This window comes from bacterium (genome assembly GCA_035945995.1).
Classification (GTDB): Bacteria; Sysuimicrobiota; Sysuimicrobiia; order Sysuimicrobiales; family Segetimicrobiaceae; genus DASSJF01.
Map to the genome: position 1 here is coordinate 1 of DASYZR010000044.1, position 24,204 is coordinate 24,204.

The following is a 24,204-nucleotide window of genomic DNA, read 5'->3' on the forward strand; positions in this document are numbered from 1 at the left end:
GGCCGCGGCCTCCCGGGCGGGGGCAGGCCGGCCGCGGGCCAGGGCGGCCGCCGTATGCGTTAGCGCCTCGAGCGCCGCCAGATCGCGCGCGGCCTGGGCGGGATTCCACGTCGTCCGGACCGGGTAGGCTGGCTGGACGAGGCCGACGGCGGCGGTCGCCGGAATCGGGACGGCGAGGGCCGCGCTGCCGTAGGCTCCGGCGGCGGCGACCGCCGCCGCCGTCACGGCGACGGGCAGGACGCCCGCCGACCGTGCGAGCACGAGCCACCCGACCGCGTTGACGAGCGCCACCAGCAGCGTCAGGCCGTAGACGCCGCCGAGCGACGCGATCTGGCTAATGACGAGGGCCGCGTGCTGCGTCTCCCCGAGCAGCGCCCATGGAATGCCGAGCGACCCCCGCCCGCGCAGAAACTCGACGGCGGTCCAGGTCACCGGAATCCACAGCGCCGTCCGAACGCGATGGCCGCCGCCGGCCCACGCCGCGGCGCTCAAGGCAATCGCCGGCGCCAGGGCCAGGAGCGCGGCGGCCAGCAACCAGACGACGGCACCGAACCACGTGAGCCACCACAGCACCCCGCCGAAGGCGAGCAGCCCCCAGGCGTAGCCGATCCAGAACGCCCGCCGCGGCGGGCGGTCCCAGACGGCGCCGACGAGGGGTACGAGGGCGCCCCAGGCGAGGATCCCGAGATCGTATGGGGGAAAGGCGAGCACAAACGCCGCCGCGGAGATCGCGACGGCGGCGGCGCATGCGCTCCCGACTCGCGCGGCGAGGGCCGTGACCCTTTCCGAAATCCTACGGACCGCTAGCGGGCTCGCGAAACGGCGGGTAGGCGGCGCTCCGGGCGTGTCGCCGGACTCATTCACCGAGCCCGTGACACTTCTTGTACTTCTTCCCGCTGCCGCAGGGACAGGGGTCGTTGCGGCCGACCTTTGGCACCCGGATCGGCGCGGCGACCGCTCCGGCACGCTGCCCGTCACCCGCCACCTGCCCGGGGCGCGACGTGCCCGGCCGGCCGCGCCGGCCCGCCCCCGTCGCGGGATCCGCGGTCGCGGTGGCCGATCCGCCCGATTCGGCGGTCACGCGGTAGCCCCGCCGCCCGGCGGTCGCGAGCACGGGCACCGCGGCGGGCCGCACCTCGACGAGGTAGAGGAACTTGATCGTCTCCTCCTGTATCTCGTCCTTCATCTGCTCGAACAGCGCGAAGCCCTCTTTCTGATACTCGATGAGCGGGCTCACCTGTGCGTATGCGCGCAGGCCGATGCCTTCCCGCAGGGCGTCCATCGCATAGAGGTGGTCGATCCACTTGCGGTCCATCGTCTGGAGCAGGATGAGCCGCTCCAACTCCCGCATCGTCTCCGCCCCGATCGACTGCTCCTTGGCCTCGTAGGCGGCCAGGGCCTCGCGCGCGAGCCGGTCGCGGACTTCGCCGGCCGACAATCCCCGCAGCGACTCCGGCGTCACCCCGGCCGGCAGGGGAATCGCCGTCCGCAGGTCATCGAGCAGGCCGGGGAGATCCCACTCGTCCGGCCGGATCTCCGTGGAACAGACCGCGTCGGCGAGGCCGCCCACGAGCCGCTCGATGAAGTCGAGGATGTTGTCGCGGAGCGTCTCGTCGAGCAGCACTTTACGGCGCTCGGCGTAGATGACCCTCCGCTGCACGTTCATCACGTCGTCGTATTCGAGCACGTGCTTGCGGACGTCGAAGTGGTACGACTCGACCTTCTTCTGCGCGTTCTCGATCTGCCTCGTCACGAGCCCGTGCTCGATCGGCACGTCGTCCTCGATACCGAGGCGTTCCATGATGCCGGCGATCCGCTCGCCGGCGAAGAGCCGCATCAGCTCGTCGTCGAGGGCGACGTAGAAGCGGGACGAGCCGGCATCGCCCTGCCGCCCGGCCCGGCCGCGCAGCTGGTTGTCGATGCGCCGGGCCTCGTGCCGCTCCGTGCCCACGATGTGCAACCCGCCGTGCGCGCGCACCTTCTCCCCGTCGGTCTCGTCGGGCGGGTTGCCGCCGAGGATGATGTCGACGCCGCGGCCCGCCATGTTCGTCGCGATCGTCACCGCGCCCGCCCGCCCCGCCTGGGAAATGATCTCGGCTTCCTTCTCGTGATACTTTGCGTTCAACACCTGGTGGGGGATGCCGCGCCGGCGCAGGAGGGCCGACAGGGATTCGCTCTTCTCGATGGAGCGTGTCCCGACGAGCACCGGGCGGCCCTTCGTATGCCACTCGGCGATTTCGTCGGCGACCGCGGCGAACTTCGCCTTCTCGTGCTTGTACACCAGGTCGGGCTGGTCCTCGCGGATCATCGGCCGGTGCGTGGGGATGGCGACGACGGGCAGGTTGTAGATCTGGGTCAGCTCGGCCTCTTCCGTCTTGGCCGTGCCGGTCATCCCGGCCAGCCGGTCGTACATCCGAAAGTAGTTCTGAAAGGTGATCGTCGCGAGGGTCTGACTCTCCTTCTCGATCTTGACGCCTTCCTTCGCCTCGATCGCCTGGTGCAGCCCGTCGCTGTACCGGCGGCCGAACATCAGCCGGCCAGTGAACTCGTCGACGATGATCACCTGGCCGTCCTTGACGACGTACTCGACGTCCTTGTGATAGAGCGTATGGGCGCGCAACGCCTGCTGCGCATGGTGCATCAGCTCGATGTGCTGCGGGTCGGTCAGGTTGTCGATCCCGAGCATCCGCTCCACCGCCCCGGTTCCCTCTTCCGTCAGCGTGGCGGCCTTGAGCTTCTCGTCGACGTGGTAGTCGCGGTCCGGGACGAGCCGCGGGATCAGTTTGGCGAAGTGGTAATAGGCCTCGACGGACTGCTCGACCTGCCCGGAAATGATGAGGGGCGTGCGGGCTTCGTCGATCAGGATGAAGTCCACCTCGTCGACGATCGCGTAGTGGAGCTCCCGCTGGACCAGGTCGTCGGGGCGCAGCACCATGTTGTCGCGCAGGTAGTCGAACCCGAACTCGTTGTTGGTCCCGTAGGTGACGTCCGCGCGATACGCGTCGCGGCGCGGCACCGGACGGAAGTGCCGGAGCCGCTCGTCGGCGTGGGCCGGATCCGTGAACGTCGGGTCATACAGCCCGCCGAACTCATGGGTGATCACGCCGACCTGCAGTCCGAGCAGATGGTAGATGGGGCCCATCCAGCCGGCGCCGATGCGCGACAGGTAGTCGTTCGGCGTGACGAGATGGCCGCCGCGGCCTTCCAGCGCGTTCAGGACCAGCGGTAGCGTGGCGACGAGCGTCTTGCCCTCGCCGGTCTTCATCTCCGCGATCTTGCCGCTGAACAACACGGCGCCGCCGATCAGCTGCACGTCGTGGTGCCGCTGGCCGAGCGTCCGCTTGGCCGCCTCGCGCACGAGGGCAAACGTCTCGGGCATCAGGTCCTCGAGGGATTCTCCGCCCCTGGCCCGCTCGCGCAGCTCGTCCATTTTCTCGCGGAGGCGCGCAGCATCGAGACCGGCGAAATCGTCCTCGAGCGCGTTGACCTGGGGAACCAGCGTTTCGCGGAGGCGCCTGACGATCCGCTCGCTCTGATCACCCAGCAGGTTTTGAAACAGCTTCAGCATGCCTGGCTCCTCTGGCCCGGCCGGGCCGGCTGAGGCGCGGACGCACGGGCCTGCCTACTATTATAAGCCGGAGCGCAACTCGGCCGTCGTGCCAAACGACGGCGGCAGGCGAGTGAGTCCCGCCCGCCGCTGCTCATCTTACGGCAGCGGGATGTCGAGCTTGCGGGCGAACGAGGCCAGGCTGTCGTCGTGGTCGACCCGCACGCGTTCGAGGGCAAACGGGCGGCTTGCGGGCGTCACAAACCCGGGAATCTCGGTCACGGCCCCGTGATACCCGAGATCTCCGAGAAGCCCCTCGAGCGCGGGCGTGAACCGCCCGGCCGGGTAGGCGAAAAACGCCACCGGCCGGCCGCTCCAGCCGGCGATGATCTGCTTGCTCCGGCTCAGTTCCGTGCGCGCGGCGCCGAGCGACAACTGCGAGAAGTCGATGTGGTGCTGCCCGTGGGATTCGATCGCCATGCCGGCCCGCGCCATCTCCGCGAGCTGTGCCGGGGTCATGTGACCGCGCGTGCCGATGGTCGAGGTGACGACGAAGAACGTCCCGGTCCAGCCGTACTTCTTCAAGATCGGGAACGCGACGCGGTAGTTGTCCTCGTACCCGTCGTCGAACGTGAGCACCACGCCGCGGGCGGGCGGGGTGCGTCCACCCGCCGCCGCCCACACGTCGTCGAGGCTGAGCGGTCGATATCCGGCGTGGCGCAGCAGCTTGATCTGATCTTCGAACGCGGGAGCCATCACGGTCAGGTGCAGCGTCAGCAGATCATGCGACGGCGCGTCGGTGTCGACCATGTGGTACATCAGGACCGGGACGCGCCATCGTCCCCCGGCGGCCGCACCGGCCCACGCCGCCGGGGCGTCCCAGATGGCCGGCGCAGCCCCCACCGTCGCCATCGCGAGAGCGGCGGCGAGCAGCACGAGATGCGCGCGGTTGGCGGCGGTTTGACGGCGCCACATCAGCTGAAGGGAATTCTACCCCGCCGGAACCTCAGCGCGCGCTCAGCCAGGCGACGGGCCGGTTGACGGCGTCGAGGACGGCGCGGACGACGGCATCCCGTGGATCGTCGCGGACGAGCGACGACCCGGTGAGGACGTCCTCCTCCGGACCCAGCCACGCGACGAGCGCCATTGCGATCTGCCGCGCGCCCAGCGGCGCGACGGTCGCGGTTTCCAGCAGGAACAGTCCCTGCGCGCCCAGGTGGGCCTCCACCGCCCGCAGGGTCGCGGCCCCGATCAGCTGCAGGCGGTGCCCGCCCGCGTTCGGGCCGGCGGCCACGCCTTCGACGACGCTCCCCTCATACTCGAGCTGTACCTTCACTTCGGCGCTCGAGCGCAGCGTCGCCACGGTCATCCCGACGAACTTGAGCCGCGACCGCTGCGGCGCCGGCCCGCCGTTCTGCCCGTCCGGACGGCGCATCGCCACCCGGACCTGGCTCGGGTCGATCTCCACGGACAGCTCCGCGGCCAGGGCCGCCACCACGTCGCCGGCGAGGACCCGCGGGCTTCGTTCCGCCGTGCCGAGGACGTGCACGCGGTCGATGACGCCGCCCTGCGCCAAGTCGACCCGGACGGCGGATACGCCGCGCACCTTACGGATCACGCCCTCGGCGCGCTGAGCGAGCGTCTCCCCCCGCACCTGTCCCGCCACGCGGACCCGCCTCTCCGGACGTACACCGCCCGTCGCTGCGATCTGCCCTTCTCTACGCCCTGCGGCCCCGCCGCTCCTTCGGACGTTCTACAGAGACCACCGCCGCCGGAGTTGGTCGAGCCCGCCGCCCGCCCGCAGCGCCTGAATCACCGCCGAGACGTAGTCCGCGAGATCCTCGGCGCCGGGGCGCACGACCAGGACCAGCGGCGTCGCCGGGACGCCGGTCGAGGTGGCGCGCAGTCCGGTTCGGCCCGCCACGAACCCGAGTCCCTCGGGTCCATCGGTGATCGCCGCGTCGACACGGCCGGACGCGACGGCGGCGAGACTCTGCTCGGGAAGATACGTGGACACCAACGTGACGCCGGCGTCCCGCGCGATGCGCTCACCGGCGCTTCCGGCGGGCGCCGCGGTCGGGCGGCCCCGCAGGGCCGCGAGATCGTGACCGCGGGTGCGCGAACCCCAGACGATAGTCGGCGAGGCGACCGCGTACGGCGCCGAGGCCGCTCCCGGCACCGTGCCCGTGGGCAACCCGCCGACGGCGAGGTCCGCGTCCGCCGGAAACTTGTCCCGCAGTACGCCGATCGGCGTATCGGTGATCTCCGCGCGCACTCCGAGTGCCTGGGCGACCAGCCCGACGAGATCGACGTCGAAGCCGCGCGGGCCCGAACTGTCCCGGAACGCCATCGGCGGCACGGAGAGATCGGCGGCCACGCGAAGCCGTCCCGCACGCCGCACGGCCGCGACGGCGGGGCCCGCCGCGGCGGGATGCGGCACCGAGGGCAGCGGCGGCGCCTGCTCGGCGGTGCGCGGGCTGCAGGCCGCGACGGCGAGCAGCGCGAGTCCGGCGACGGCGGCGCGCGCCCAGGCAAGGGTCACACCGCTGATTATGCAACAGGGGAGCGGACGCGGCAACGCGAATTTCGAATATTCATGCACACGTTCCGGGCCCCGATCAAGGATCGGACGCGGCGTTGGACCGGCCGGGTCCTGGCGGCCGCGGTGCTCTGCCTGATCGCGGCGGGCGGGGCGGGCGCGGCACCTGTCTATCCTCTATACTACGCGTTCGAGATCCCGCCGGTGTTGACGGGATTCGAGCTGTCGGCAAGCTACGAGCGCCGCGCGATCTATACCGGGCTGCTCCGCGGCACCCTCGGGGGCCTTCCGGTCGAAAAGAGCGCGTTCACCTACCGGCCCGGCGCGAGCGCGGGGGCGGGCGGAGGCGAATTCTCGCTCCAGACCGCGGCCGGCGCCGTCGAGCACGGCCTCATTCTCATGACCACGGACGGCCGGCAGATTACGCTGCTGTTCCTCGGCACGTATCTCGGCGCGCGCCTCCAGTTTCACATCGTGGGTCTCGCGAAAGACTTCGGAACGACGGCGATCACCAGCAGGGGATTGGCCGATACGAGCTTCGCGAGCCACGCCGACTACCTCACCGCCGTGACACAGGGAGCCGCCGCGCTGGCGCCCGCGGCTCGAGCCGAGGCCATCGCCCACGCGAACGCCAACCCACGTCTCGTGTCCGCGTACCAGCGCGAGACCGGCGCGCCCTAGGCCGGACACGCGGCCCGCGCCCTACCGCAGCAAAAAGCCGTCCGGCAGCGGATCGTCGGGCTCGAGCACGAAGGTGTGAAAGCCCGTAATCGAGGCCGACCCCGTGACTTCCGGGATCACGGCACGATGCGGGCCGACGCGCGCGTCCTCCACGAGCCGCCCCGAGAACCGGGTGCCGACCAGGCTTTCGTTCACGAACGGCGCGCCGACGGACAGGCGCCCGTCGGCCCACCGCGCCGCCATGACGGCGGACGTGCAGGTGCCGCACGGCGAGCGGTCGACCTCGCGGTCGGCAAACACCGTCAGACTGGTCTGATCGACATCCGCGCGCCGGGGCGGCCATCCCGTCACGACGCCGTAGAGTCCCTGGATCTCGGGCTCCAGCGGGTGGACGATGGCCGCGCCGCGCAGCACCGCGGCCTTGATCGCCGCGGCGGCGTCCACCAGGCGGCCGAGGGCCCCCGGCTCGTCACCGAGGCCGGCGGCGGGCCCGTCGACCAGCGCGTAGAACGCCCCGCCGTACGCCACGGTCACGGCGACGCGTCCGAGCCCGTCGACCGCCACGGTCCGCCGGTCCAGCACGAAGCTCGGCACGTTGCGCACCGTCACCGCCCGGACGCGGCCCTCCTCGATCGCCGCGCGTGCCCGCACGAGGCCGGCGGGCGTATCGAGCGCGATCGAGACCTCCGGGCCGGCCGGGGGGAGCAGCCCGGTCGCCGCCAGCGCCGTGACCAGCCCGATGATCCCATGACCGCACATCGTGCTGTAGCCTTCGTTGTGCATGAACAGCACGCCGCAGAACGCGTCCGCGGAGACCGGCGGCGTCATCACGCAGCCGTACATGTCCGCGTGGCCTCGCGGCTCCCACATGAGAAATCGCCGGACGTGGTCGAGATGGTCGCGCAGATAGCGCCGCCGCGCGAGGATCGTCTCGCCGGGCAGCGGCGGCAGCCCGCCGGTGACGATGCGCAGTGGCTCCCCGCCGACGTGGCAGTCCACCGTCTGGATGATGCGGCGGTACGACATGCCCGCTCATTCGCGTCACGCACACGACCTCCTCGCGCGGCGAGGAGGAGACCGGGTCCCGGAGGCCAACAAACACCGCACGATGCCGGCCCGATTTCTCACCCCGCAGGAGGTCGCCGCGGAGTTGCGCGTGTCGCCCGCGGTGGTGCTGCGCCTCTTGCGGCGCGGGGAGCTGCCCGCGCTGCGCGTCGGCCGGGTCTGGCGCGTGGCCGAGGACGATCTGCGCCGGTGGATCCGGCGCCGTCGTGCGCCCTCCGCGCGCGGTGCGCTGAACGGCCGCGGCGGACTCTGCCTGTGCGGGTGCGGTGACCGCGTCGCGGCCGCCGGCGCCCGCTTCCTGCCGGGACACGACGGCAAACTGGTGCACCGGCTCATGACGGATCAGGGCATGACGTTCGAGGCGGCGCGCGACGCGGTGCGCCGCGCAGAGCGTCCGCGGCTGCAGCAGCGGCTGTTCTGACCCGCGACCGCAAGCCGCGAGCTCGATGGGCGCGCCTCTGGGCCTGCGGCGCGAGCGAAGGATGCGACGCCCTTGAGCGAGCGTGCCGGGGGTGACGACGCGACCGCGGTTGGGTTCTTTGGTTATAATGGGGCCATGGAAAAACGAGCCGCCGCCGAGCTCCGCCGGACGTTCGGCCGGCGCGTCCACGACGCGCGGCGCGATGCGGGGCTGAGCCAGACGCAGCTCGCGCACGCCCTCGGCCTGCGCAGCGGGGTCGCGGTCGGCGACTGGGAGCGCGGCAAAGCGCTCCCGAAGTTCGAGACGTTTCTTCGTCTCTGCCAGGCGGTGAACCAGCCGCCGGCCTTCTTCATCGAGGGCTACCGCGACCGGCCGGTCAAGGATCCGCTCGATCGCCTCCGCGAGACGTTCGAAGCGGCGGAGGCCAAGACCGGCCAGCGGCACCTCGAGCTGCTGCACCGGCTCGAGCACCTGCCGGTCGAAGTCGGCCGCGGCATCGCACCGGAAGAACTGCGCGTGGCGCTCGACCACCTGCGATTCGAAGAGGCCGCCGCCACGGCGCAGGCCCGGCTCGCGGCGGCGGGGCGGCGGGGCGACGGCGGACTACCGTCCCGCGCTCCCGATGAGACCCGCGAGGCCGCGCAGGAGGCGTTCCGCCTCGGGTGGGACGCGGCGCTCGGCGCGCTTCGCGACTGGCTGTACCGGCGCGCGCGCGCATGACCCCCTCCGGCATCTTCGTGTATGGCACGCTGCAGGACGACGCGCTGGTGCAGCGTCTGCTCGGACGGCCTCTGCCGTGGAAGCCCGCGGTGCTGGAAGGGTATTGCCGGACGCTGGACGCCTCGATCGGGTACCCGGTCGTGCACCCGCTGGCCGGTGCCAGCGTGGACGGCCGGCTGCTCGACCCCGTCGATCAGGAGGCGCTCGCCGCGCTCGACGCCTACGAAGGCCGCGAGTACCGGCGGGTCATCGTACGGGTGCAGACCAGCGACGGACGGACGGTGGACGCCTACACGTACGTCCCCGCACCACGGGCGACGCCGGCGGCGCCGTAAGGATCAGACCCGGGCGCCCGACCGGTACCGCTCCAGCGCGACCCGGATCCGCGTCAGCGCTTCGGTAATCGCCTCGACCGACGCGGCGTAACTCAGCCGCAGATACCCCTGGCCGTGCGCGCCGAAGGCCGTCCCGGCCAGCACGGCGACGCCGGCCTCGTTCAGCAGCGCCGCCGCCAGCGCCCCGGCGTCGGGATCGATCGCCCGCACGTTCGGGAACGCGTAGAACGCGCCCGCGGGCACGAGACACCGCACGCCCGGCAGCGCCCGCAGCCCCGCCACGATCACGTCCCGGCGCCGCCGGAATTCCGCCACCATCCGATCGACACAGTCCTGGGGCCCGCGCAGGGCCGCGATCGCGGCCATCTGCGTGAACGCGGCCGTGCAGGAGTTGGAGTTGACCATCAACTGCGCCAGGCGCGCCGCCACGGCGGGAGTCGCGATGCCGTAGCCGATGCGCCAACCGGTCATCGCGTACGTCTTGCTGAACCCGTCGAGGATGATGGTCTGCTCGGCCATCCCCGGCAGCGACGCGAAGCTCGCGAACCGCTCTCCATAGAGAATGCGGCGGTAGATCTCGTCCGAGAGCACGGTGATCGGGCGGCCGCGGACGATCGCGGCGACCGCCTCGAAATCGGCGCTGGAGAGCACCCCGGCCGTCGGGTTGTGCGGCGAGTTGAGGATAATGAGGCGCGTCCGCGGCGTCACGAGCGCGCGCAGGTCCTCGGGATCCGCGCGGAATTCGCGGTCCTCGCGGAGCACCCACGGCACCGGCCGCGCCTCCAGGAACCGCGCGACCGACTCGTAGATCGGAAATCCCGGATCCGGATAGATCACCTCGTCCCCGGGGTTCAGCAGGGCCAGCATCGCGAAAAACATGATCGGCTTGGCGCCCGGCGTGATGACGACCTGATCCGGATGGACGGGAATGCCCCGGGAGCGCGCGGCGTCGTCCGCGATGGCTTCGCGGGCTTCGAGGAGGCCCGCGGCGGGCGTGTAGTGCGTGTACCCGTCGCGCAGCGCCCGGATCGCCGCCTCCTTGATGTGCTCCGGCGTATCGAAATCCGGCTCGCCGATCTCGAGATGAATGACCGACCGTCCCGCGGCCTCGAGCGCGCGGGCCCGCGCGAGCACTTCGAACGCCGTCTCGGTGCCGAGCCGCGCCATGCGGTCGGCGAATCGCGCCGCGGACCCCGTCTCCTGCGGTGCCTGGGACGCGCGCTCCGGTGCGGCGCCGTCGGGACCCATCTACGTGCCCTCCTGCCAGCCGGCCAGATACCGCGCCTGTTCGGCCGTCAGCGTGTCGATCGCCACCCCCGAGGCGGCGAGTTTGAGCGTCGCGACCTGCCGGTCGATCTCGTCCGGCACGCCGTAGACGGCCGGGGCGAGCGTCCCCCCCCGCCGGGCCAAATATTCCGTCACCAGCGCCTGGTTGGCGAAACTCATGTCCATCACGGCCGCAGGATGGCCTTCCGCCGCGGCCAGGTTGAGGAGGCGGCCCTCGGCCAGCACGTAGATCCGGCGGCCGTCCGCGAGCCGGAATTCTTCCACGTTCGGGCGGACCGGCCGCCGGGAGTCCGCGAGATCCGCGAGCGCGGCGAGGTCGAGCTCGACGTCGAAATGCCCCGAGTTCGCGACGATGGCGCGGTCCTTCATCGCCTCGAAGTGCTCGCGGCGGACGATCGAGGTATTGCCGGTCACCGTGATGACAACGTCGGCGATCTGCACCGCCTGGAGCATCGGCAGCACCCGGTGTCCGTCCATGTGCGCCTCGAGGGCGCGCACCGGGTCGACTTCGGTCACCACGACCTGCGCGCCCATGCCCCGCGCCCGGAGCGCGAGGCCGCGGCCGCAGTTGCCGTACCCGGCGACCGCGATCGTCCGGCCGGCGAGGAGCAGGTTCGTCGCCCGCAGCAGCCCGTCGAGGGTCGACTGACCGGTGCCGTACCGGTTGTCGAAGAGATGCTTCGTCAGCGCGTCGTTCACCGCGACGATCGGGTACTTGAGGACGCCGGCCGTCGCCATGCTGCGCAGCCGGATGACACCGGTCGTCGTCTCTTCACTGCCGCCTCGAACGTCACCGAGCAGCTCGGAGCGCGCGTTGTGGATCGTAGACACGAGATCCGCCCCGTCGTCCATGGTCAGGTGCGGCCGCGTATCCAGCGCCTGGTTGATGTGCCGGTAGTAGGTATCGCGGTCCTCTCCGCGCCGCGCGAACACGGGGAGATGCCACTCGGCCACGAGCGCCGCGGCGACGTCGTCCTGGGTCGAAAGCGGGTTGCTGGCGCACAGCGCCACCTGCGCCCCGCCGTCGTGCAGCGTGCGCATCAGGTTCGCCGTCTCGGTGGTGACGTGCAGGCAGGCCGCGATCCGCACGCCGGCCAGCGGACGCTCGCGCGCAAACCGGTCCCGGATGGCGCGGAGGACCGGCATCTCCCCGTCGGCCCACGCGATGCGGTCCCAGCCCGCGCGGGCCAGGCCGGGATCATTGATATCGACGTTCACCGGTCACCTCCGGCGCCTGGAACGGCGCCTGCCACGACTTCGACAACGGGACCTCGATACCCCGGTCGCCCCGGCGTCAGCGCCGTCCGCCCGCGAGCCGCGCGGCTTCCGGCCGCGCGCGCAACCGCATCATTGCGAGGCTGCCGAGGGCGGGCCCGACGCTCAGCACGGCGAAGGCGAGCCGCCATCCGCCGGCGCGGAGCACGAACGGGAGCACCTGGATGCTGACCGCGGTCAAGAGGAATCCGAGCGACGTCTGCAGCGCCAGCGCGCTGCCGACCCGGCGGGGATCGGCGAGTTCGCTGATCGCGGCGGAGAACTGGGCCGAATCGGCGATCACCGTGATCCCCCACGCCACCGCCACAGCCACGACCACGGCCGGCGCCCGACCGAACAGCAACCCGGCGGCGAGCCCGGCGGCGCCGCTCAGCGCCATCGCGCCGGCGGTCGTGACGGTACGGCCGACGCGGTCCGCCACCAACCCGCCGGCGATGCAGCCGCCGGCGCCGAAGCCGATCACGGCGAACGCCGCGAGGCTCGCCGCGCGGCGGACGTCCCCCGGCGCACCCGCATATCCCGAGGCCTGAAAGCTGGCCAGCAGGAACACCGGGATCCACGTCCACATCGCGTACAACTCCCACATGTGGCCGAAGTAGCCCAGGTTGGCCAGCCGCAGCGCCGGATCGCGCAGCGCCCGAAACGCCCACTGCAGATCGAGCGCGGCGGCGGGCGCGTCGAACGGTCCCAGCCGCACGAAGAACGCGACGATGACGGCGGAGAGGACCGCGCCCCCGCTCGTCGCCGCGATGACCGCCTGCCAGTGCAGGACCGCCGTTCCTCCGGCGGCGATCAGGTGCGGCAGCGCCGATCCCAGCGTCAAGGCCCCAACGAGGGTCCCGATTGCGAGGCCGCGGCCCTCGCGAAACCAACCCGTCATGAGCTTCATCCCCGTCGGGTACACGCCGGCGAGGAGCGCCCCCAGGGCCACGCGCAGACACACGGCCGGGACGAGCCGGCCCGCGGCTGCGGGCAGCAGTCCGTTCACGACCGCCGCGCCGGTTGCGGCCGCGACGAAGACGGTCCGCGCCGACAGCACATCGCCGAGCCCGCTCACCGCCAGTCCGAGCGCGCCGGCCACGAATCCGACCTGAACGCCGACGGTGAGCAGCGCGAGTTGCGACGGCGAGAGGGCCCAGTCCCTCGCGAGCGACGGCGCGACGGCCGCCGCGCTGAACCACGTGCTCATCGCGCCGATCTGCGCCGCCGCGATCAGGCCGAGCGCGGCCCAGCGGCCGGTCGCCACTCCTGGTGCAGACGGTGGTGCCTGGATCGGCGGCATGCCTCCCTACGGTACCAGGAAAATTGCGCCGCCGGGCAAGAAGTCGGCCCTGTGATCCCGACTCCCGCCGTCCGGCTGCCCGGCGGACCGCCGACGGTCCCGCCGCCCCGGTCCGGGCCCCTCGATCTTGAGACGTTGTTTTTCGCACGCCGGATCAGCGCGGTCGAGTGGTCCGCCGACGGCCGGCATCTCTTCTTCGAAACCAACGTCACCGGACGATTCAACATCTGGCAGGTGCCGCGGGACGGCGGGTGGCCGGTCCAGTTGACCGTGTCCGACGAGCGCACGGCGCTCGGCCGTCCGTCCCCGGACGGCCGGTGGCTCCTCTTCTCGCAAGATCGGGCCGGCAACGAGAAGCCGAACCTGATCCTCCAGCCGCTCCCGCGGGGCCGGCCGCGGGCCTTGACTACGACGGCGGGCGTCGGCTACCGCAGCGTGCGGTGGTCGCCCGATGGACGGTCGCTGACCTTCGCCGCCGAGCGGGCGGGCCCGGGCCAATACGACGTATTTCGGCTCGATATCGCCGCCGCGACCGTCGAACGCCTCGCCGGCCACGAGCGCGGCCAGTGTACGACCGTGCGGTGGAGTCCGGACGGACGCCGGCTCGCCCTCACCCGCACCTGGGATTACGCCCACGGCGGCGTGGGCGTCCTCGACCTCGCCGCCGGCGAAGAGCGGACGCTGCTCGCCATCGACCCCGCGGCCGATCACCAGGCGCTCGGGTGGACCCACGACGGCCACGCGCTCCTCGTGTCGTCCAACGCTACGCCGCCGGGCACCTACGGCGTGGCCCGCCTCGACGTCGACACCGCGGTCCTCACGTGGCTCGATCAGGGCGACTGGGACGTCGAGCTGCTCGACACCTCACCGGTGGACGATCGGTATGTCTGCGCGCGGAACGAGGGGGGGACCCACATAGCCGTCCTCCGAGCGCCGGACGGCGAGGCCCGGACGATCCCTCTGCCGGCCGGCGTCGTGGCGGAGGCGATTTTCTCACCCGACGGGCGCTCGATCGCCCTGCTCCACAGCACGGCCGCCTCCCCGTTCGAACTGTGGGTCTACGGCTGCGCCGACGGGACGCTCGTGCGGCTCAGCCGGTCACTGGTGGGCGGCCTCGACGACGAGGACTTCGTCCGCCCGAGTCTCGTGACGTACCCGTCGTTCGACGGGACGCCGATTGCGGCGTTTGTGAACCTGCCGCCCGGTGCGCGGCCCGATCGATCGGCGCCGGGAATCGTGTACCCGCACGGCGGGCCGGCCGCTCAACACATGAACGGCTGGACGCCGCTCGTGCAGTACCTCGTGTCGCACGGCTTCGCGGTCATCGCGCCGAACTACCGTGGATCCACCGGCTTCGGCCGCGCCTTCGAAGAAGCCAACATGCTGGATATGGGCGGCGGGGACCTGCGCGACGTTACCGCCGCCGCGGACGTGCTGGCGGCCTCCGGCTACGTGGACCCGCGGCGCATCGCCGTCATGGGCGGCTCCTACGGCGGCTACCTCACCTTGATGGCGCTCGCCAAGTATCCCGAGCGCTGGGCCGCCGGCGTCGCGATCGTGCCGTTTGCGAACTGGTTCACCGAATACGAGCACGAGGATCAGACGCTGCGGGATTCCGATCGGGCGAGGATGGGCGATCCGGTCGAGCAGGCGGACCTGTGGCGGGACCGCTCGCCGATCTTCTTTGCCGACCGCATCCAGGTACCGCTCCTGGTGCTGGCGGGCGCGAACGACGTGCGCTGCCCGGCGGAGGAAGCGGAGCAGATCGTGCGCGCGGTACGGGCGGCCGGCGGCGACGCCGATCTTCGGATCTATGCCGACGAGGGCCACGGCTTCCGGCGCCGGGAGAACGAACTCGACGCCCACCGCCGGACGGCGGAGTTCCTCCGCCGGCACCTCCAGCCGGGTAAGGAGACGGCATGACGGCGCGGCGCCTCGGGTCGCTACGCTGGCGTGGCGATCGGGGACGGTAGATCCTCGTCCGCAATGCCCGCGGCGCGTGCACACTCGGCGATCGCGCGCCACGTGTCCTCGGGCACCTCGATCCCGGCCGCCGACCGCTCGCGCCGAGCTTCCGCCTCCGGCTGGCCCGGCGTGCGCACCCGGTCGATCCCGGGCGCCGGCGGGACTGCGCGGATGCGGTCCACGATCCGGCGCGCCTGCGTCTTCGCGTCCTCCGCCGGCCGCATCGCCGCGGGATCGATCGCGAGAAACAGAGCACCGGAGTTGTTGTGCACCGGCTCGCCCCCGGGCGCGTCCCGCGTCGCGTCCGCCCCCGTGAGCGCCTGACCGAGCAACTCCGCGGCGACCGAGAGGCCGAACCCTTTGTGGGCCGCGGCCGGCAGCAGCGCGCCGCCGGCGTAGTAGTCCTCGACATCGATCGACGGCCGTCCGTCGCGATCCACGATGGACCCCGGCGGCAGCGGCTTGTGGGCCGCCCGGGCCACCATGAGCTTGCCTGCGGCCACGGCGGTCGTCGCAAAATCGACCACGACCGGATGATCGCCCTCGACGGGGAACCCGACGGCGATCGGGTTCGTGCCCAGCGTCGGGCGGATGCCGCCGTGGGGCACGGCGGCGCGCTGGCCCAAACCGCCGACCCATACCAGCGCGACATATCCCTGTTCGGAGGCACGTTCCATGTACTCGCCCATCCGGCCGAGGTGATTGCACCGGACCGCGCCGACGGCCCCCACGCCGAACTCCCGCGCCCGGCGCACCGCTTCGTCCGTGGCCAGCCGGCCGGCGAGCTGCCCAAACCCCCACTCCCCGCTGACAGTACCGGTCGCCCGCCGGCCGCCGATGACGCGCGGCCTGGCCGCGGGCCGGACCAAGCCGTCGCGAATCCGCTGCGCGTACTGCGGAATCCGTAAGGCACCGTGCGAGTCGTGGCCGGTCAGATTGGCATCGATCAGCGACGCCGCGACGAGCTGCGCGATATCGTCCGGCGCACCCAGCGCGGCGAAGATCCTCGCCCCAAGGGCGGTGAGGGCGTCTGATTGGAAGCGGCGGCCGGCCAAGGGGTGATCACTCCTTCCGTGTCGTCGAGCGCCCGCGCACGAAGCGGCGTGTGACCGCAGACGGGACCTCGCCATCTTCGGCTCGCGGTGGTGCGAGGTCCTGCGGCGCGTAAAACGCTCGTAACATTTGTGATCCGCGGGAAGGAAGCAGGGCGCGTGTTCCCAAAAGTGAGATCACACTCCGGCGACGCGCGCACACAGGAGGAACGGACATGACATTACATCGGCTCGGCCCCAGCGCGGCCGTTCTCGCGGTCGCGCTGGCCGCCGGCGCCGCGCTCGCGGCCGGCGCCCCGACGACGACCGTGCAGGGGACGCTCGCCTCGATCACCGCCACTGCGGCCGACGTGACGACCACGACGGGCACGACCGCCGTCGCGATCACCGACGAGACGCGTGTCACGCGGCGGGTTCCGGCGACGTTGGCCGACGTCAAGACCGGCAGCTTCCTCGGCGTGGCGGCGAACAGGACGGCCGACGGCAGGCTGACCGCGGTGTCGATCAACATCCTGGACGCGTTCCGCGCCGTGGCACGCAGCGGCCAGTTTCCGATGGCGTCCGGTGACGTCATGACGAACGCCGACGTGACGAGCGTGGTGACCTCCGCGTCCGGCCGCACCATCACCATGACCTACCAGGGCAAGACGGCGAGGATCATCGTCCCGCCCAATACGCCGATCCACCGCGTCGAGCCGGCCACGATCGCCGATCTCAAAGCCGGCCAGCAGGTGACCGTGCGCGGGACCGCCGGTCCGGACGGCCGCGTGGCGGCGTCGTCGATTTCGATCGAGTAGATTCACGGAAAGCTACGGGTTCTCGAAGTGCGGATTGCCCACCTCGAAGGAGTCTACGAGCAGGTGGACAAGCGCCTCGGCGCGATTGAGGTCCGTCTGGGCGACCTCGACCGCAAAATCGATGCGAAGATCGACGGCGTCAATGCTCGCGATCTTGGCCGGCCGGCGGTAACCGTGCGGGAGTACTGAGCGGTCTGGGCCGGGCGCCTGCCTGCCGGGACAGGCAGGTCACTCGATGAAGTCTTTGAGCCGCTTGCTCCGGCTCGGATGCCGCAGTTTCCGGAGCGCCTTCGCCTCGATCTGCCGGATTCGCTCCCGGGTGACGCCGAACTCGCGGCCCACTTCCTCGAGCGTCCGCGGGCGCCCGTCGTCGAGGCCGAAGCGCAGCTTGAGCACCTTCCGCTCGCGGGGCGTCAGCGTGTCCAGCACGCCCTCCAGCTGCTCCTTGAGCATCGTGAACGACGCCGCCTCGGCCGGGGCCAGCGCATCTTGATCCTCGATGAAGTCGCCGAGATGACTGTCCTCCTCCTCGCCGATCGGCGTCTCGAGCGAGATCGGCTCCTGCGCGATCTTGATGATCTCCCGGACGCGCTCGGTCGGCATTTTCATGACCTGACCGATCTCTTCCGGGGTCGGCTCGCGGCCGAGCTCCTGCAAGAGCTGCCGGGAGATCCGGATCAGCTTGTTGATGGTCTCGACCATGTGGACCGGGATGCGGATCGTGCGCGCCTGGTCCGCGAGCGCCCGCGTGATCGCCTGCCGGATCCACCACGTCGCGTACGTGCTGAACTTGTAGCCCTTGCGCCAGTCGAATTTCTCCACGGCGCGGATCAGGCCGAGGTTGCCCTCCTGGATGAGATCCAGGAACAGCATCCCGCGGCCGACGTACTTCTTCGCGATGCTGACGACGAGGCGCAGGTTCGCCTCGATCAGGCGCCGCTTGGCGTCCTCGTCGCCGCGCTCCATCCGCTTGGCCAGCTTGACCTCGTCGGCGGAGGACAGCAGCGCCACCTTGCCGATTTCCTTGAGGTACATCCGGACGGGGTCGTCGATGCTGACCCCTTCGAGCGGCTCGAGCTCGACCGGTTCCGCCTCTTCCTCTTCCTCTTTCTTTTCCGCCTCCTTGGGGTCGTCGACGACCTTGATGTCGAGATCGCCGAGCATCCCGTAGATGCGGTCGTACTCGTCGAGCGTGTGCTCGACCTGCGGCACGGCTTCCTGGATCTCTTCGTAGGTGACGTACCCTCGGCGCCGTCCCTGCTCGACGAGTTGGCGCAGTTCGGCCGGAAGCGTGGCGAGGGCCCGTTCGGCCTCCAGCCGGCGCTTCGTCGACGCGGCTTCCGATTCGGCGGTCACATGTGCGCGACGCGGTTTAGACACTGACCTTCAACTCCCTGATCCGTTCCTTTTCCCTGCCTGCTTCGAGTAGTTCCACGGCCAGCCTGTCGCGGCGGCCGTCGTCCCGGCCGCGCACCGCCTCGGCGTGTGCCTCGACGAGCCGGTCGATCCGCTCTTCAAGGTCGGCCAGGCGGAGCGTCCGCACGCACCCTTCCGCGATGCGCCGCGCATCCCCGCGTACCGGCGGCTCCTCGATCAGGAACCGGCTCAGCAGCGAAATGGCGGCCTCGTCCCGCAGCCGCTCGCGAAGCCGGCCCGGGTCGATGCCCTCCGCCTCCGGGTCCAGGAGCGCCTCTGCCAGTGCGTGACGAGCCGGTTCGCGGAATGTGCGCGCGTCGAGCAAGCCGCGGATTCCCACCCTCACCGAGGCGTCCGCCACAAGAAGATGGAGCAGGAGGGTTTCCGCTCCAACCCGCCCTTCCGCCTCCGGAGGCGCCTGAGAGCCAAGGACCGCCCGTCCCGCCTGCCCCGCCGCGGCGGGCGTGCGGGATTCCTCCCGGCCCTTCGCCAGACGGCGGATTTGTCCTCTGACGGCGTCTTCGCGAACGGCCAAGCGCTCCGCCAGCTGCCGGACATACTCCGACTGTCGGACCGGATTCGGTGCTATAATGATTAACTGACTCACTTCGTCAACAATTCCCACCTTTCCTTCGACCGTGCTGCCGTCGTGCCGTGAGGCGGCCATGGCAAACCGGTAGTCGAACACCGACTGCGCCTCCGCCAGCGTCCGTCGGAAAGCCTCGGCGCCTCGTGCCCGGAGCAACTCGTCCGGGTCGGCCCGGCCCGGCAGCACGGCCACCCGCACCGGCAGTTCGACCTGCTCGAAGATGCCGAGCCCCCGCTCCGCGGCGTCCATGCCCGAGGCATCCGCGTCGTAGACCAGCACCGCCCGGGCGGCGAACCGCTTGAGGAGGAGCGCCTGATCCTGGGTGAGCGCCGTGCCGAGCGATGCCACCGCGTTCGTGATGCCGAATTGGTGGCAGGTCAGCGCGTCCATGTACCCTTCGACGACCACGGCCTCGCCGGCTGCCCGGATCGCGGCGCGGGCCGCATCCAGCGCATACAGGGTGCGGCCCTTCACAAACAGCGCCGTCTCCCGCGTGTTCAGGTACTTCGGCGTCGCCTCGTCGAGCGCGCGGCCGCCGAACGCCACCGGCCGCCCCTGCAGGTCGTGGATCGGAAAAATCAGCCGGTGCCGCAGCGCGTCGTAGTGGCCTGTCCCGCCTGCTCCCGAGCGGGCCACCGCCAGTCCGGCCTGCTCGGCCGCGGCCGCGTCAAACCCGCGCCCCCTCAGCGCGCGAAGGAGACCGTCCCACCCGGCGGGGGCGTATCCGAGCCGGAACGTCTCCGCCGCCGCCGCGTCGACGCCGCGGTCCGCGAGATACCGCCGTGCGGTGAGGCCGTCCGGGCCGGCGAGCTGCGAACGAAAGAACGCCGCAGCCTCCGCGACCACCCGGAGCAGCCGCTCGCGCTCTCCGCCGAGACGCTCATCCTCCGGCGTCTGCGGGAGGGGCACGCCGGCCCGGCCGGCAAGCTCCGTCAGCGCGACGGGGAACGGCACGCCCTCGAGGCGCATGACGAAGTCGAACACGTCGCCGCCGGCGTGGCACCCGAAACAGTAGAAAAAGCCCAGCTCCGGGTTAACGGTGAACGACGGCGTCTTTTCCGAGTGAAATGGGCAAAGGCCCGTGTACCGGCGTCCGGATCGCTTCAGGGTGACGTGCGCCGAGACGACGTCGAGAATCCCGATGCGCCGGCGGATCTCGTCTGTAGCCTCTCTCGACCGTCCGGCCATGCCCGCGCACCCGCGAAAAAGGCCCTATCGTGAAAACAGATAAGGCCCGCCCCGTCCTTTCAGTTTCCCCTATAATTCTCCGCGCCGGAGCGCGGGTCCTCTCATGGAGGGCCCCCCGCCGGACGATAAAAGAGCGGCATGAGCGGGACGGACGGCGAGTACCTGCTGGCCGGCGGCGCCGCCGAACTCGAACGGCTTCGCCTTGAGGCGCGCGTGTGGGAACCCGGGGGTCCGTCTATGCCGTCGTGATCTCGCCGAGGTAGGCCTGCCGGATCATTTCGTTTTCGCGCAGGCTCTTCGCGGTCCCCGAGAGCACCACGCGGCCGGTCTGCAGCACGTAGCCGCGGTGGGCGATGCTGAGCGCCATGTTGGCGTTCTGCTCGACTACGAAGATCGACGTCCCCTGCCGGTTGATCGTCTGGATGATGTCGAAAACCTGCTCCACGAACGCGGGCGACAGGCCCATCGACGGCTCGTCCATGCACAGCAGCTGCGGCCGGGCCATCAACGCGCGGCCGATCGCCACCATCTGCTGCTCGCCGCCCGAGAGCGTCCCGGCCAGCTGGGTGCGGCGCTCTTTCACCCGGGGGAAGAGCGCGTACACGCGTTCGAGGTCCTCCGCGATGCCGGAGGAATCCGTGCGGGTGAACGCTCCCATCTCGAGATTTTCGTAGACCGTCATCCGCGGAAAGAGCCGCCGGGCCTCGGGCACGGGTGCGATGCCGCGCCGGACGCGCTCGGCGGTCGACATCCTCCCGATCGACTCCCCACGGTACAACACCGTGCCGCGCGCCGGCCGGACGAGGCCGAGCACGGTCTTCATCGTCGTGGACTTGCCCGACGCGTTTCCGCCGAGCAGGCACACGATCTCCCCGGCGCCGATTTCGTAATTCACGCCCTTGAGGACGTGCAGCTCGCCGTAGTAGGTGTCGACGTCCTTAAACTCGAGCAGCCGCCGTCCGTCCGAGATAGGCGCGGATGACATCCTCGTTCCGGTGGACCTCCTCCGCGGTGCCTTCGGCGATCTTCTCGCCGTAGTCCAGCACGGCGACCTTGTCGGCGATGGTGTTGACGACGTTCAACTTGTGCTCGATGAGCAGCACCGTCAGCCCCATATCCTTGAGGCTGCGGATCTGGTCGGCCAGCTCCAGCGTCTCGGCGGGGTTCATGCCGGCCGTGGGTTCGTCCAACAGCAGCAGCGCGGGCCGGGAGGCGATGGCGCGCGCGATCTCGAGCCGGCGCCGGTTGGCGTAGGAGAGGCTGCTGGCGAGATGGTTCGCGCGCGGCACGAGCCGGTTGCCAAAGATCCGCAGCACCTCCATCACCCACTCCAGAGCGTCGCGCTCCTCCGCGCGGACCGCGGGCGGCCGCAACACCGCGCCGACGGCGTTCGCCCGCGTCCGCACGTGCATCCCGACCAGGACGTTGTCGAGCACGGTCATATCGGGGAAGAGCCGCAGCGCCTGAAATGTCCGCGCGATGCCCCGCTCGACGATCGCGTGCGCCGGCAGCCGGGTGATGTCCCGGCCCTTCAACAAGATGCGGCCGGCGTCGGGCGCGTCGAGCCCGGTCACGAGGTTGAAGAGCGTCGTCTTCCCGGAGCCGTTCGGGCCGATGAGGCCGACGACCGAGTGCTGCGGGATGACGAGGTCGACGGTGCGGACCGCGGTAATACCGCCGAATCGCTTGGTGAGCCCGCGCGTCTCGAGGAGCGGCGTGCCCGTCGGCAGGTCGGCCTGCGCGAGGCGGCTCAGCGACACGCCGATGCCGCCGCGCGTCGGTGAGGCGGCCTGCTCTTCCATCGAGAGCGCCGCGGTGGCCCGGGACGCGGGGATCAATCCCTGCCGCCGGTACAGCATCATCAGCACGAGGATGATCCCGAAGATCAGCTCGATCGTTTGGGCCAGTTCGATCTGCTGGAGGAACACGATTCCGGTCAACCGGCCCAGCGCATGAAGCCACTGCGTGAGGTCCTGGAGGAACCACGATTGCAGCAACTGGAGCAGCAGCGCGCCCACGACCACGCCGGGCACGCTGCCCATGCCGCCGAGCACGATCATCACGAGGATCATCACGGAGACCGGGAACATGAACATATCCGGGGTCGCCGTCTGGAGCTTGGCGATGTACAGGGTGCCGGTCATCCCGCCGAACCCCGCGCCGATCGCAAAGGCCAGCAACTTGAGCCGCGTCCGGTTCACGCCCATCGCGCCGGCCGCGATCTCGTCCTCCCGGATGGCCATCCAGGCGCGGCCGATGCGGGAGTCCTTGAGCCGGTAACTCACAAAAATCAGCAGGGCGATGATCGCGACCCCGACGTAGTAGTACGGGGTCGCGTTGACGCTGAAATTGTACCGGAACGCCGTCGGCGCGAGCACTCCGTTCAGGCCCATGGCCCCGTTCGTGAGACCCTGCGCGTTGCGCACAACAATCGGGACGATCTCACCGAACCCCAGGGTGACGATCGCGAGGTAGTCGCCCTTCAGCCGCAGCGTCGGGGCGCCGAACAGGATGCCGAAAAACGCGGCCACGATCGCCGCGCCCGGCAGCATCAGCCAGAACGAGAACTGGAACTGCACGACGTCCGGCACGCCGGTGAAATGGAACCGGCTCACGAGCCCCAGCCACTCGAGCGGCTGCCACGCCGGCGTCCACAACGGGTGCACCTGCCCCGAAGCTAGGATGCCGTAGCTGTACGCGCCGATCGCGAAAAACGCCGCGTACCCCAGATCGAGCAGGCCGGCGAAGCCGACGACGATGTTGAGGCCGAGCGCGAGCGCCGCGAACGAGAGGGCGTTCGCCGCGGCGTCCACGTCGCCGCCGTTCGAGTGCACCACCGGGAACAGGAGGGCCGCGGCAAAGAACAGGAGTGCTGCGAGGCGCGTCCGCGTCGCCACGGGAATCCGCCCGAACGGCCGCACAAACGGCGCCGCGAAGGCGCGCCACGTCGCCGGCCGGGCCGGCGGCGGGACCACCTGCTCGCTCTCGAGGGCCGGCGTGGGCGAGAGTTCAGCCACGTGGCCGCCTCACGACTTCGACGGCGTCGAAATCCCGAGGAGCCCGGTGGGGCGGAGCACCAGCACGAGGATCAGGATCGAGAAGATGATCACGTCGGTCCAGCGCACCGCCAGCAACTGGCCCCCGAGCGCTTCGATGAGTCCGATCACGAGGCCGCCGATCATCGCACCCACGACATTGCCGATGCCGCCGAGCACCGCCGCGGTGAACGCCCGGAGGCCGGCCGTGTAGCCGATGATAAAGCTCGTGAAATTGTAGTACAGGCCGAAGATCAGCCCGGCCGCACCGGCCAGCGCCGAGCCGATGAAGAACGTCAGCATGACCACCCGATCGACGTCGATCCCCATCATCCGCGCGGCTTCCGCATCCTGGGCCGTCGCCCGCATGGCCTTTCCGATCTTGGTGCGGCGCACGAAGACGTGCAGGCCCCCCATCAGGATCAGCGCGACGCTCCAAAGCAGGATTTCCCGCAGCCGCACGACCGCTCCGCCGATGTCCCAGCCGAGGGCGGGCACCGGATTGGGGTAGTTGAGCGTCGAGGCGCCAGTCCTGAGCAGCACGACGTTGAAGAGGATGTAGGAGATGCCGATCGTGGTGATCATCGCGGCGGTGCCCTTCGCGTGCCGCATCGGCCGCAGCCCAACGCGCTCGATCACCACGCCGAGGCCCCCACAGAACAGCATCGTCGACGCGAACGCCAGCGCGAGCGCCGCGATGAGCGGCACCCCGTAGAGGACCCGGGACTGCCCGTCCACCCCCACGGCGTGCAGCGCGATCGCGGCGATGAACGATCCGATCATGAAGATGTTGAAGTGGGCGAAGTTGATGAGTTCGATGATGCCGTAGACCATCGTGAAGCCGAGGGCGAGCAGCGAGTACATTGCGCCGAGACTGAGCCCGTTGATGACTTGTTGCACCAGCACGTCGTGGTACGTCATCCGCTACGCTCCCCCCGCGGGAGGCCGCAACGTGGGGAGCGGGCCACCCGGGCGGCCCGCTCCCGTCACGTGTTGGCGCTCGCTTCGCG

At 70.7% G+C, this 24,204-nt stretch carries 22 protein-coding genes; 7 read left to right on the plus strand and 15 right to left on the minus strand.

Going from position 1 to position 24,204, the window contains the following annotated elements; translation table 11 throughout:
• The 5 genes from VGZ23_03640 to VGZ23_03660 form a co-directional block, all read right to left on the minus strand.
• Window positions 1-966: hypothetical protein (locus VGZ23_03640; GenBank protein HEV2356687.1), on the minus strand; the 966-nt coding region annotated here is incomplete at its 3' end.
• Entirely contained in the window at window positions 857-3,568 is a 2,712-nt protein-coding gene (gene secA, locus VGZ23_03645) for a preprotein translocase subunit SecA (GenBank protein ID HEV2356688.1), read from the minus strand. The genes VGZ23_03640 and secA, both read right to left, overlap by 110 nt.
• A gap of 138 nt (window positions 3,569-3,706) precedes the next feature.
• The gene (locus VGZ23_03650) at window positions 3,707-4,522 is read right to left on the minus strand and encodes a polysaccharide deacetylase family protein (GenBank protein HEV2356689.1); all 816 of its coding nucleotides are present in this window, start codon (window positions 4,520-4,522) and stop codon (window positions 3,707-3,709) included.
• Window positions 4,523-4,553: 31 nt separating this feature from the next.
• The gene (locus VGZ23_03655) at window positions 4,554-5,213 is read right to left on the minus strand and encodes a hypothetical protein (GenBank protein HEV2356690.1); all 660 of its coding nucleotides are present in this window, start codon (window positions 5,211-5,213) and stop codon (window positions 4,554-4,556) included.
• A gap of 87 nt (window positions 5,214-5,300) precedes the next feature.
• Entirely contained in the window at window positions 5,301-6,089 is a 789-nt protein-coding gene (locus VGZ23_03660; GenBank protein ID HEV2356691.1) for a transporter substrate-binding domain-containing protein, read from the minus strand.
• A 54-nt stretch (window positions 6,090-6,143) separates the two neighbouring features.
• Here VGZ23_03660 and VGZ23_03665 point away from each other — a divergent pair, with 54 nt between their 5' ends.
• Window positions 6,144-6,767 (plus strand): hypothetical protein, encoded by a 624-nt coding sequence (locus VGZ23_03665; GenBank protein ID HEV2356692.1) that lies wholly within the window; start codon window positions 6,144-6,146, stop codon window positions 6,765-6,767.
• A gap of 21 nt (window positions 6,768-6,788) precedes the next feature.
• Here VGZ23_03665 and VGZ23_03670 read toward each other — a convergent pair whose 3' ends face one another.
• Window positions 6,789-7,793, minus strand: coding sequence for a proline racemase family protein (locus VGZ23_03670; protein HEV2356693.1), 1,005 nt, complete (start codon window positions 7,791-7,793; stop codon window positions 6,789-6,791).
• On the opposite strand from VGZ23_03670, the gene VGZ23_03675 reads away from it, so the two are divergent.
• The 3 genes from VGZ23_03675 (at window position 7,792) to VGZ23_03685 (ending at window position 9,308) form a co-directional block, all read left to right on the plus strand.
• Entirely contained in the window at window positions 7,792-8,253 is a 462-nt protein-coding gene (locus VGZ23_03675) for a helix-turn-helix domain-containing protein (protein HEV2356694.1), read from the plus strand. The genes VGZ23_03670 and VGZ23_03675 overlap by 2 nt on opposite strands.
• Window positions 8,254-8,325: 72 nt before the next feature.
• Entirely contained in the window at window positions 8,326-8,973 is a 648-nt protein-coding gene (locus tag VGZ23_03680; GenBank protein HEV2356695.1) for a helix-turn-helix transcriptional regulator, read from the plus strand.
• The gene (locus VGZ23_03685) at window positions 8,970-9,308 is read left to right on the plus strand and encodes a gamma-glutamylcyclotransferase family protein (GenBank protein HEV2356696.1); all 339 of its coding nucleotides are present in this window, start codon (window positions 8,970-8,972) and stop codon (window positions 9,306-9,308) included. The genes VGZ23_03680 and VGZ23_03685 overlap by 4 nt, the downstream gene beginning before the upstream one ends.
• 3 nt (window positions 9,309-9,311) lie before the next feature.
• On the opposite strand, the gene VGZ23_03690 is transcribed toward VGZ23_03685, so the two are convergent.
• The 3 genes from VGZ23_03690 to VGZ23_03700 all read right to left on the minus strand — a co-directional run bounded on the left by VGZ23_03690 (window position 9,312) and on the right by VGZ23_03700 (window position 13,152).
• A complete protein-coding gene (locus tag VGZ23_03690) occupies window positions 9,312-10,475 on the minus strand; it encodes a pyridoxal phosphate-dependent aminotransferase (protein HEV2356697.1) in 1,164 nt (387 codons plus the stop codon).
• Between the two features lie 81 nt (window positions 10,476-10,556).
• Complete coding sequence (gene ahcY / locus VGZ23_03695; protein HEV2356698.1) at window positions 10,557-11,813, minus strand: adenosylhomocysteinase; 1,257 nt, start codon at window positions 11,811-11,813, stop codon at window positions 10,557-10,559.
• 76 nt (window positions 11,814-11,889) lie between these two features.
• Window positions 11,890-13,152, minus strand: a complete 1,263-nt coding sequence (locus VGZ23_03700; protein ID HEV2356699.1) for an MFS transporter — start codon at window positions 13,150-13,152, stop codon at window positions 11,890-11,892.
• A 51-nt stretch (window positions 13,153-13,203) separates the two neighbouring features.
• On the opposite strand from VGZ23_03700, the gene VGZ23_03705 reads away from it, so the two are divergent.
• On the plus strand, window positions 13,204-15,075 hold the full coding sequence (locus VGZ23_03705; protein HEV2356700.1) for a S9 family peptidase: 1,872 nt from the start codon (window positions 13,204-13,206) through the stop codon (window positions 15,073-15,075).
• A 20-nt stretch (window positions 15,076-15,095) separates the two neighbouring features.
• On the opposite strand, the gene VGZ23_03710 is transcribed toward VGZ23_03705, so the two are convergent.
• Entirely contained in the window at window positions 15,096-16,172 is a 1,077-nt protein-coding gene (locus VGZ23_03710; protein HEV2356701.1) for an Ldh family oxidoreductase, read from the minus strand.
• A gap of 212 nt (window positions 16,173-16,384) precedes the next feature.
• Between VGZ23_03710 and VGZ23_03715 the strand changes: the two genes are divergently transcribed.
• Both VGZ23_03715 and VGZ23_03720 read left to right on the plus strand, forming a co-directional pair.
• A complete protein-coding gene (locus tag VGZ23_03715) occupies window positions 16,385-16,966 on the plus strand; it encodes a DUF5666 domain-containing protein (GenBank protein HEV2356702.1) in 582 nt (193 codons plus the stop codon).
• 63 nt (window positions 16,967-17,029) lie between these two features.
• Window positions 17,030-17,155 (plus strand): hypothetical protein, encoded by a 126-nt coding sequence (locus VGZ23_03720; protein ID HEV2356703.1) that lies wholly within the window; start codon window positions 17,030-17,032, stop codon window positions 17,153-17,155.
• A gap of 39 nt (window positions 17,156-17,194) precedes the next feature.
• Here the strand turns inward: VGZ23_03720 and rpoD are convergent, their stop codons facing one another.
• The 5 genes from rpoD to VGZ23_03745 all read right to left on the minus strand — a co-directional run bounded on the left by rpoD (window position 17,195) and on the right by VGZ23_03745 (window position 24,115).
• On the minus strand, window positions 17,195-18,283 hold the full coding sequence (gene rpoD / locus VGZ23_03725; GenBank protein ID HEV2356704.1) for an RNA polymerase sigma factor RpoD: 1,089 nt from the start codon (window positions 18,281-18,283) through the stop codon (window positions 17,195-17,197).
• 55 nt (window positions 18,284-18,338) lie between these two features.
• On the minus strand, window positions 18,339-20,159 hold the full coding sequence (gene dnaG / locus VGZ23_03730; protein HEV2356705.1) for a DNA primase: 1,821 nt from the start codon (window positions 20,157-20,159) through the stop codon (window positions 18,339-18,341).
• 235 nt (window positions 20,160-20,394) lie between these two features.
• A complete protein-coding gene (locus VGZ23_03735; protein HEV2356706.1) occupies window positions 20,395-21,144 on the minus strand; it encodes an ABC transporter ATP-binding protein in 750 nt (249 codons plus the stop codon).
• Window positions 21,098-23,176, minus strand: a complete 2,079-nt coding sequence (locus tag VGZ23_03740) for a branched-chain amino acid ABC transporter ATP-binding protein/permease (protein HEV2356707.1) — start codon at window positions 23,174-23,176, stop codon at window positions 21,098-21,100. The genes VGZ23_03735 and VGZ23_03740 overlap by 47 nt, the downstream gene beginning before the upstream one ends.
• A 9-nt stretch (window positions 23,177-23,185) precedes the next feature.
• Window positions 23,186-24,115 carry a branched-chain amino acid ABC transporter permease gene (locus VGZ23_03745; protein ID HEV2356708.1) on the minus strand — a complete coding sequence of 310 codons (930 nt, stop codon included), beginning with the start codon at window positions 24,113-24,115 and terminating at the stop codon, window positions 23,186-23,188.
• Window positions 24,116-24,204 lie beyond the last annotated feature (89 nt).

Excerpts from the sequence above, each read along its gene's own strand:
- secA (HEV2356688.1), bottom strand. The coding sequence starts at position 3,568 with ATGCTGAAGCTGTTTCAAAACCTGCTGGGTGATCAGAGCGAGCGGATC.
- VGZ23_03650 (HEV2356689.1), bottom strand. The coding sequence starts at position 4,522 with ATGTGGCGCCGTCAAACCGCCGCCAACCGCGCGCATCTCGTGCTGCTC.
- VGZ23_03665 (HEV2356692.1), top strand. The coding sequence starts at position 6,144 with ATGCACACGTTCCGGGCCCCGATCAAGGATCGGACGCGGCGTTGGACC.
- VGZ23_03675 (HEV2356694.1), top strand. The coding sequence starts at position 7,792 with ATGCCCGCTCATTCGCGTCACGCACACGACCTCCTCGCGCGGCGAGGA.
- VGZ23_03670 (HEV2356693.1), bottom strand. The coding sequence starts at position 7,793 with ATGTCGTACCGCCGCATCATCCAGACGGTGGACTGCCACGTCGGCGGG.
- VGZ23_03685 (HEV2356696.1), top strand. The coding sequence starts at position 8,970 with ATGACCCCCTCCGGCATCTTCGTGTATGGCACGCTGCAGGACGACGCG.
- VGZ23_03690 (HEV2356697.1), bottom strand. The coding sequence starts at position 10,475 with ATGGCGCGGCTCGGCACCGAGACGGCGTTCGAAGTGCTCGCGCGGGCC.
- VGZ23_03700 (HEV2356699.1), bottom strand. The coding sequence starts at position 13,152 with ATGCCGCCGATCCAGGCACCACCGTCTGCACCAGGAGTGGCGACCGGC.
- VGZ23_03715 (HEV2356702.1), top strand. The coding sequence starts at position 16,385 with ATGACATTACATCGGCTCGGCCCCAGCGCGGCCGTTCTCGCGGTCGCG.
- dnaG (HEV2356705.1), bottom strand. The coding sequence starts at position 20,159 with ATGGCCGGACGGTCGAGAGAGGCTACAGACGAGATCCGCCGGCGCATC.
- VGZ23_03735 (HEV2356706.1), bottom strand. The coding sequence starts at position 21,144 with ATGTCATCCGCGCCTATCTCGGACGGACGGCGGCTGCTCGAGTTTAAG.
- VGZ23_03745 (HEV2356708.1), bottom strand. The coding sequence starts at position 24,115 with ATGACGTACCACGACGTGCTGGTGCAACAAGTCATCAACGGGCTCAGT.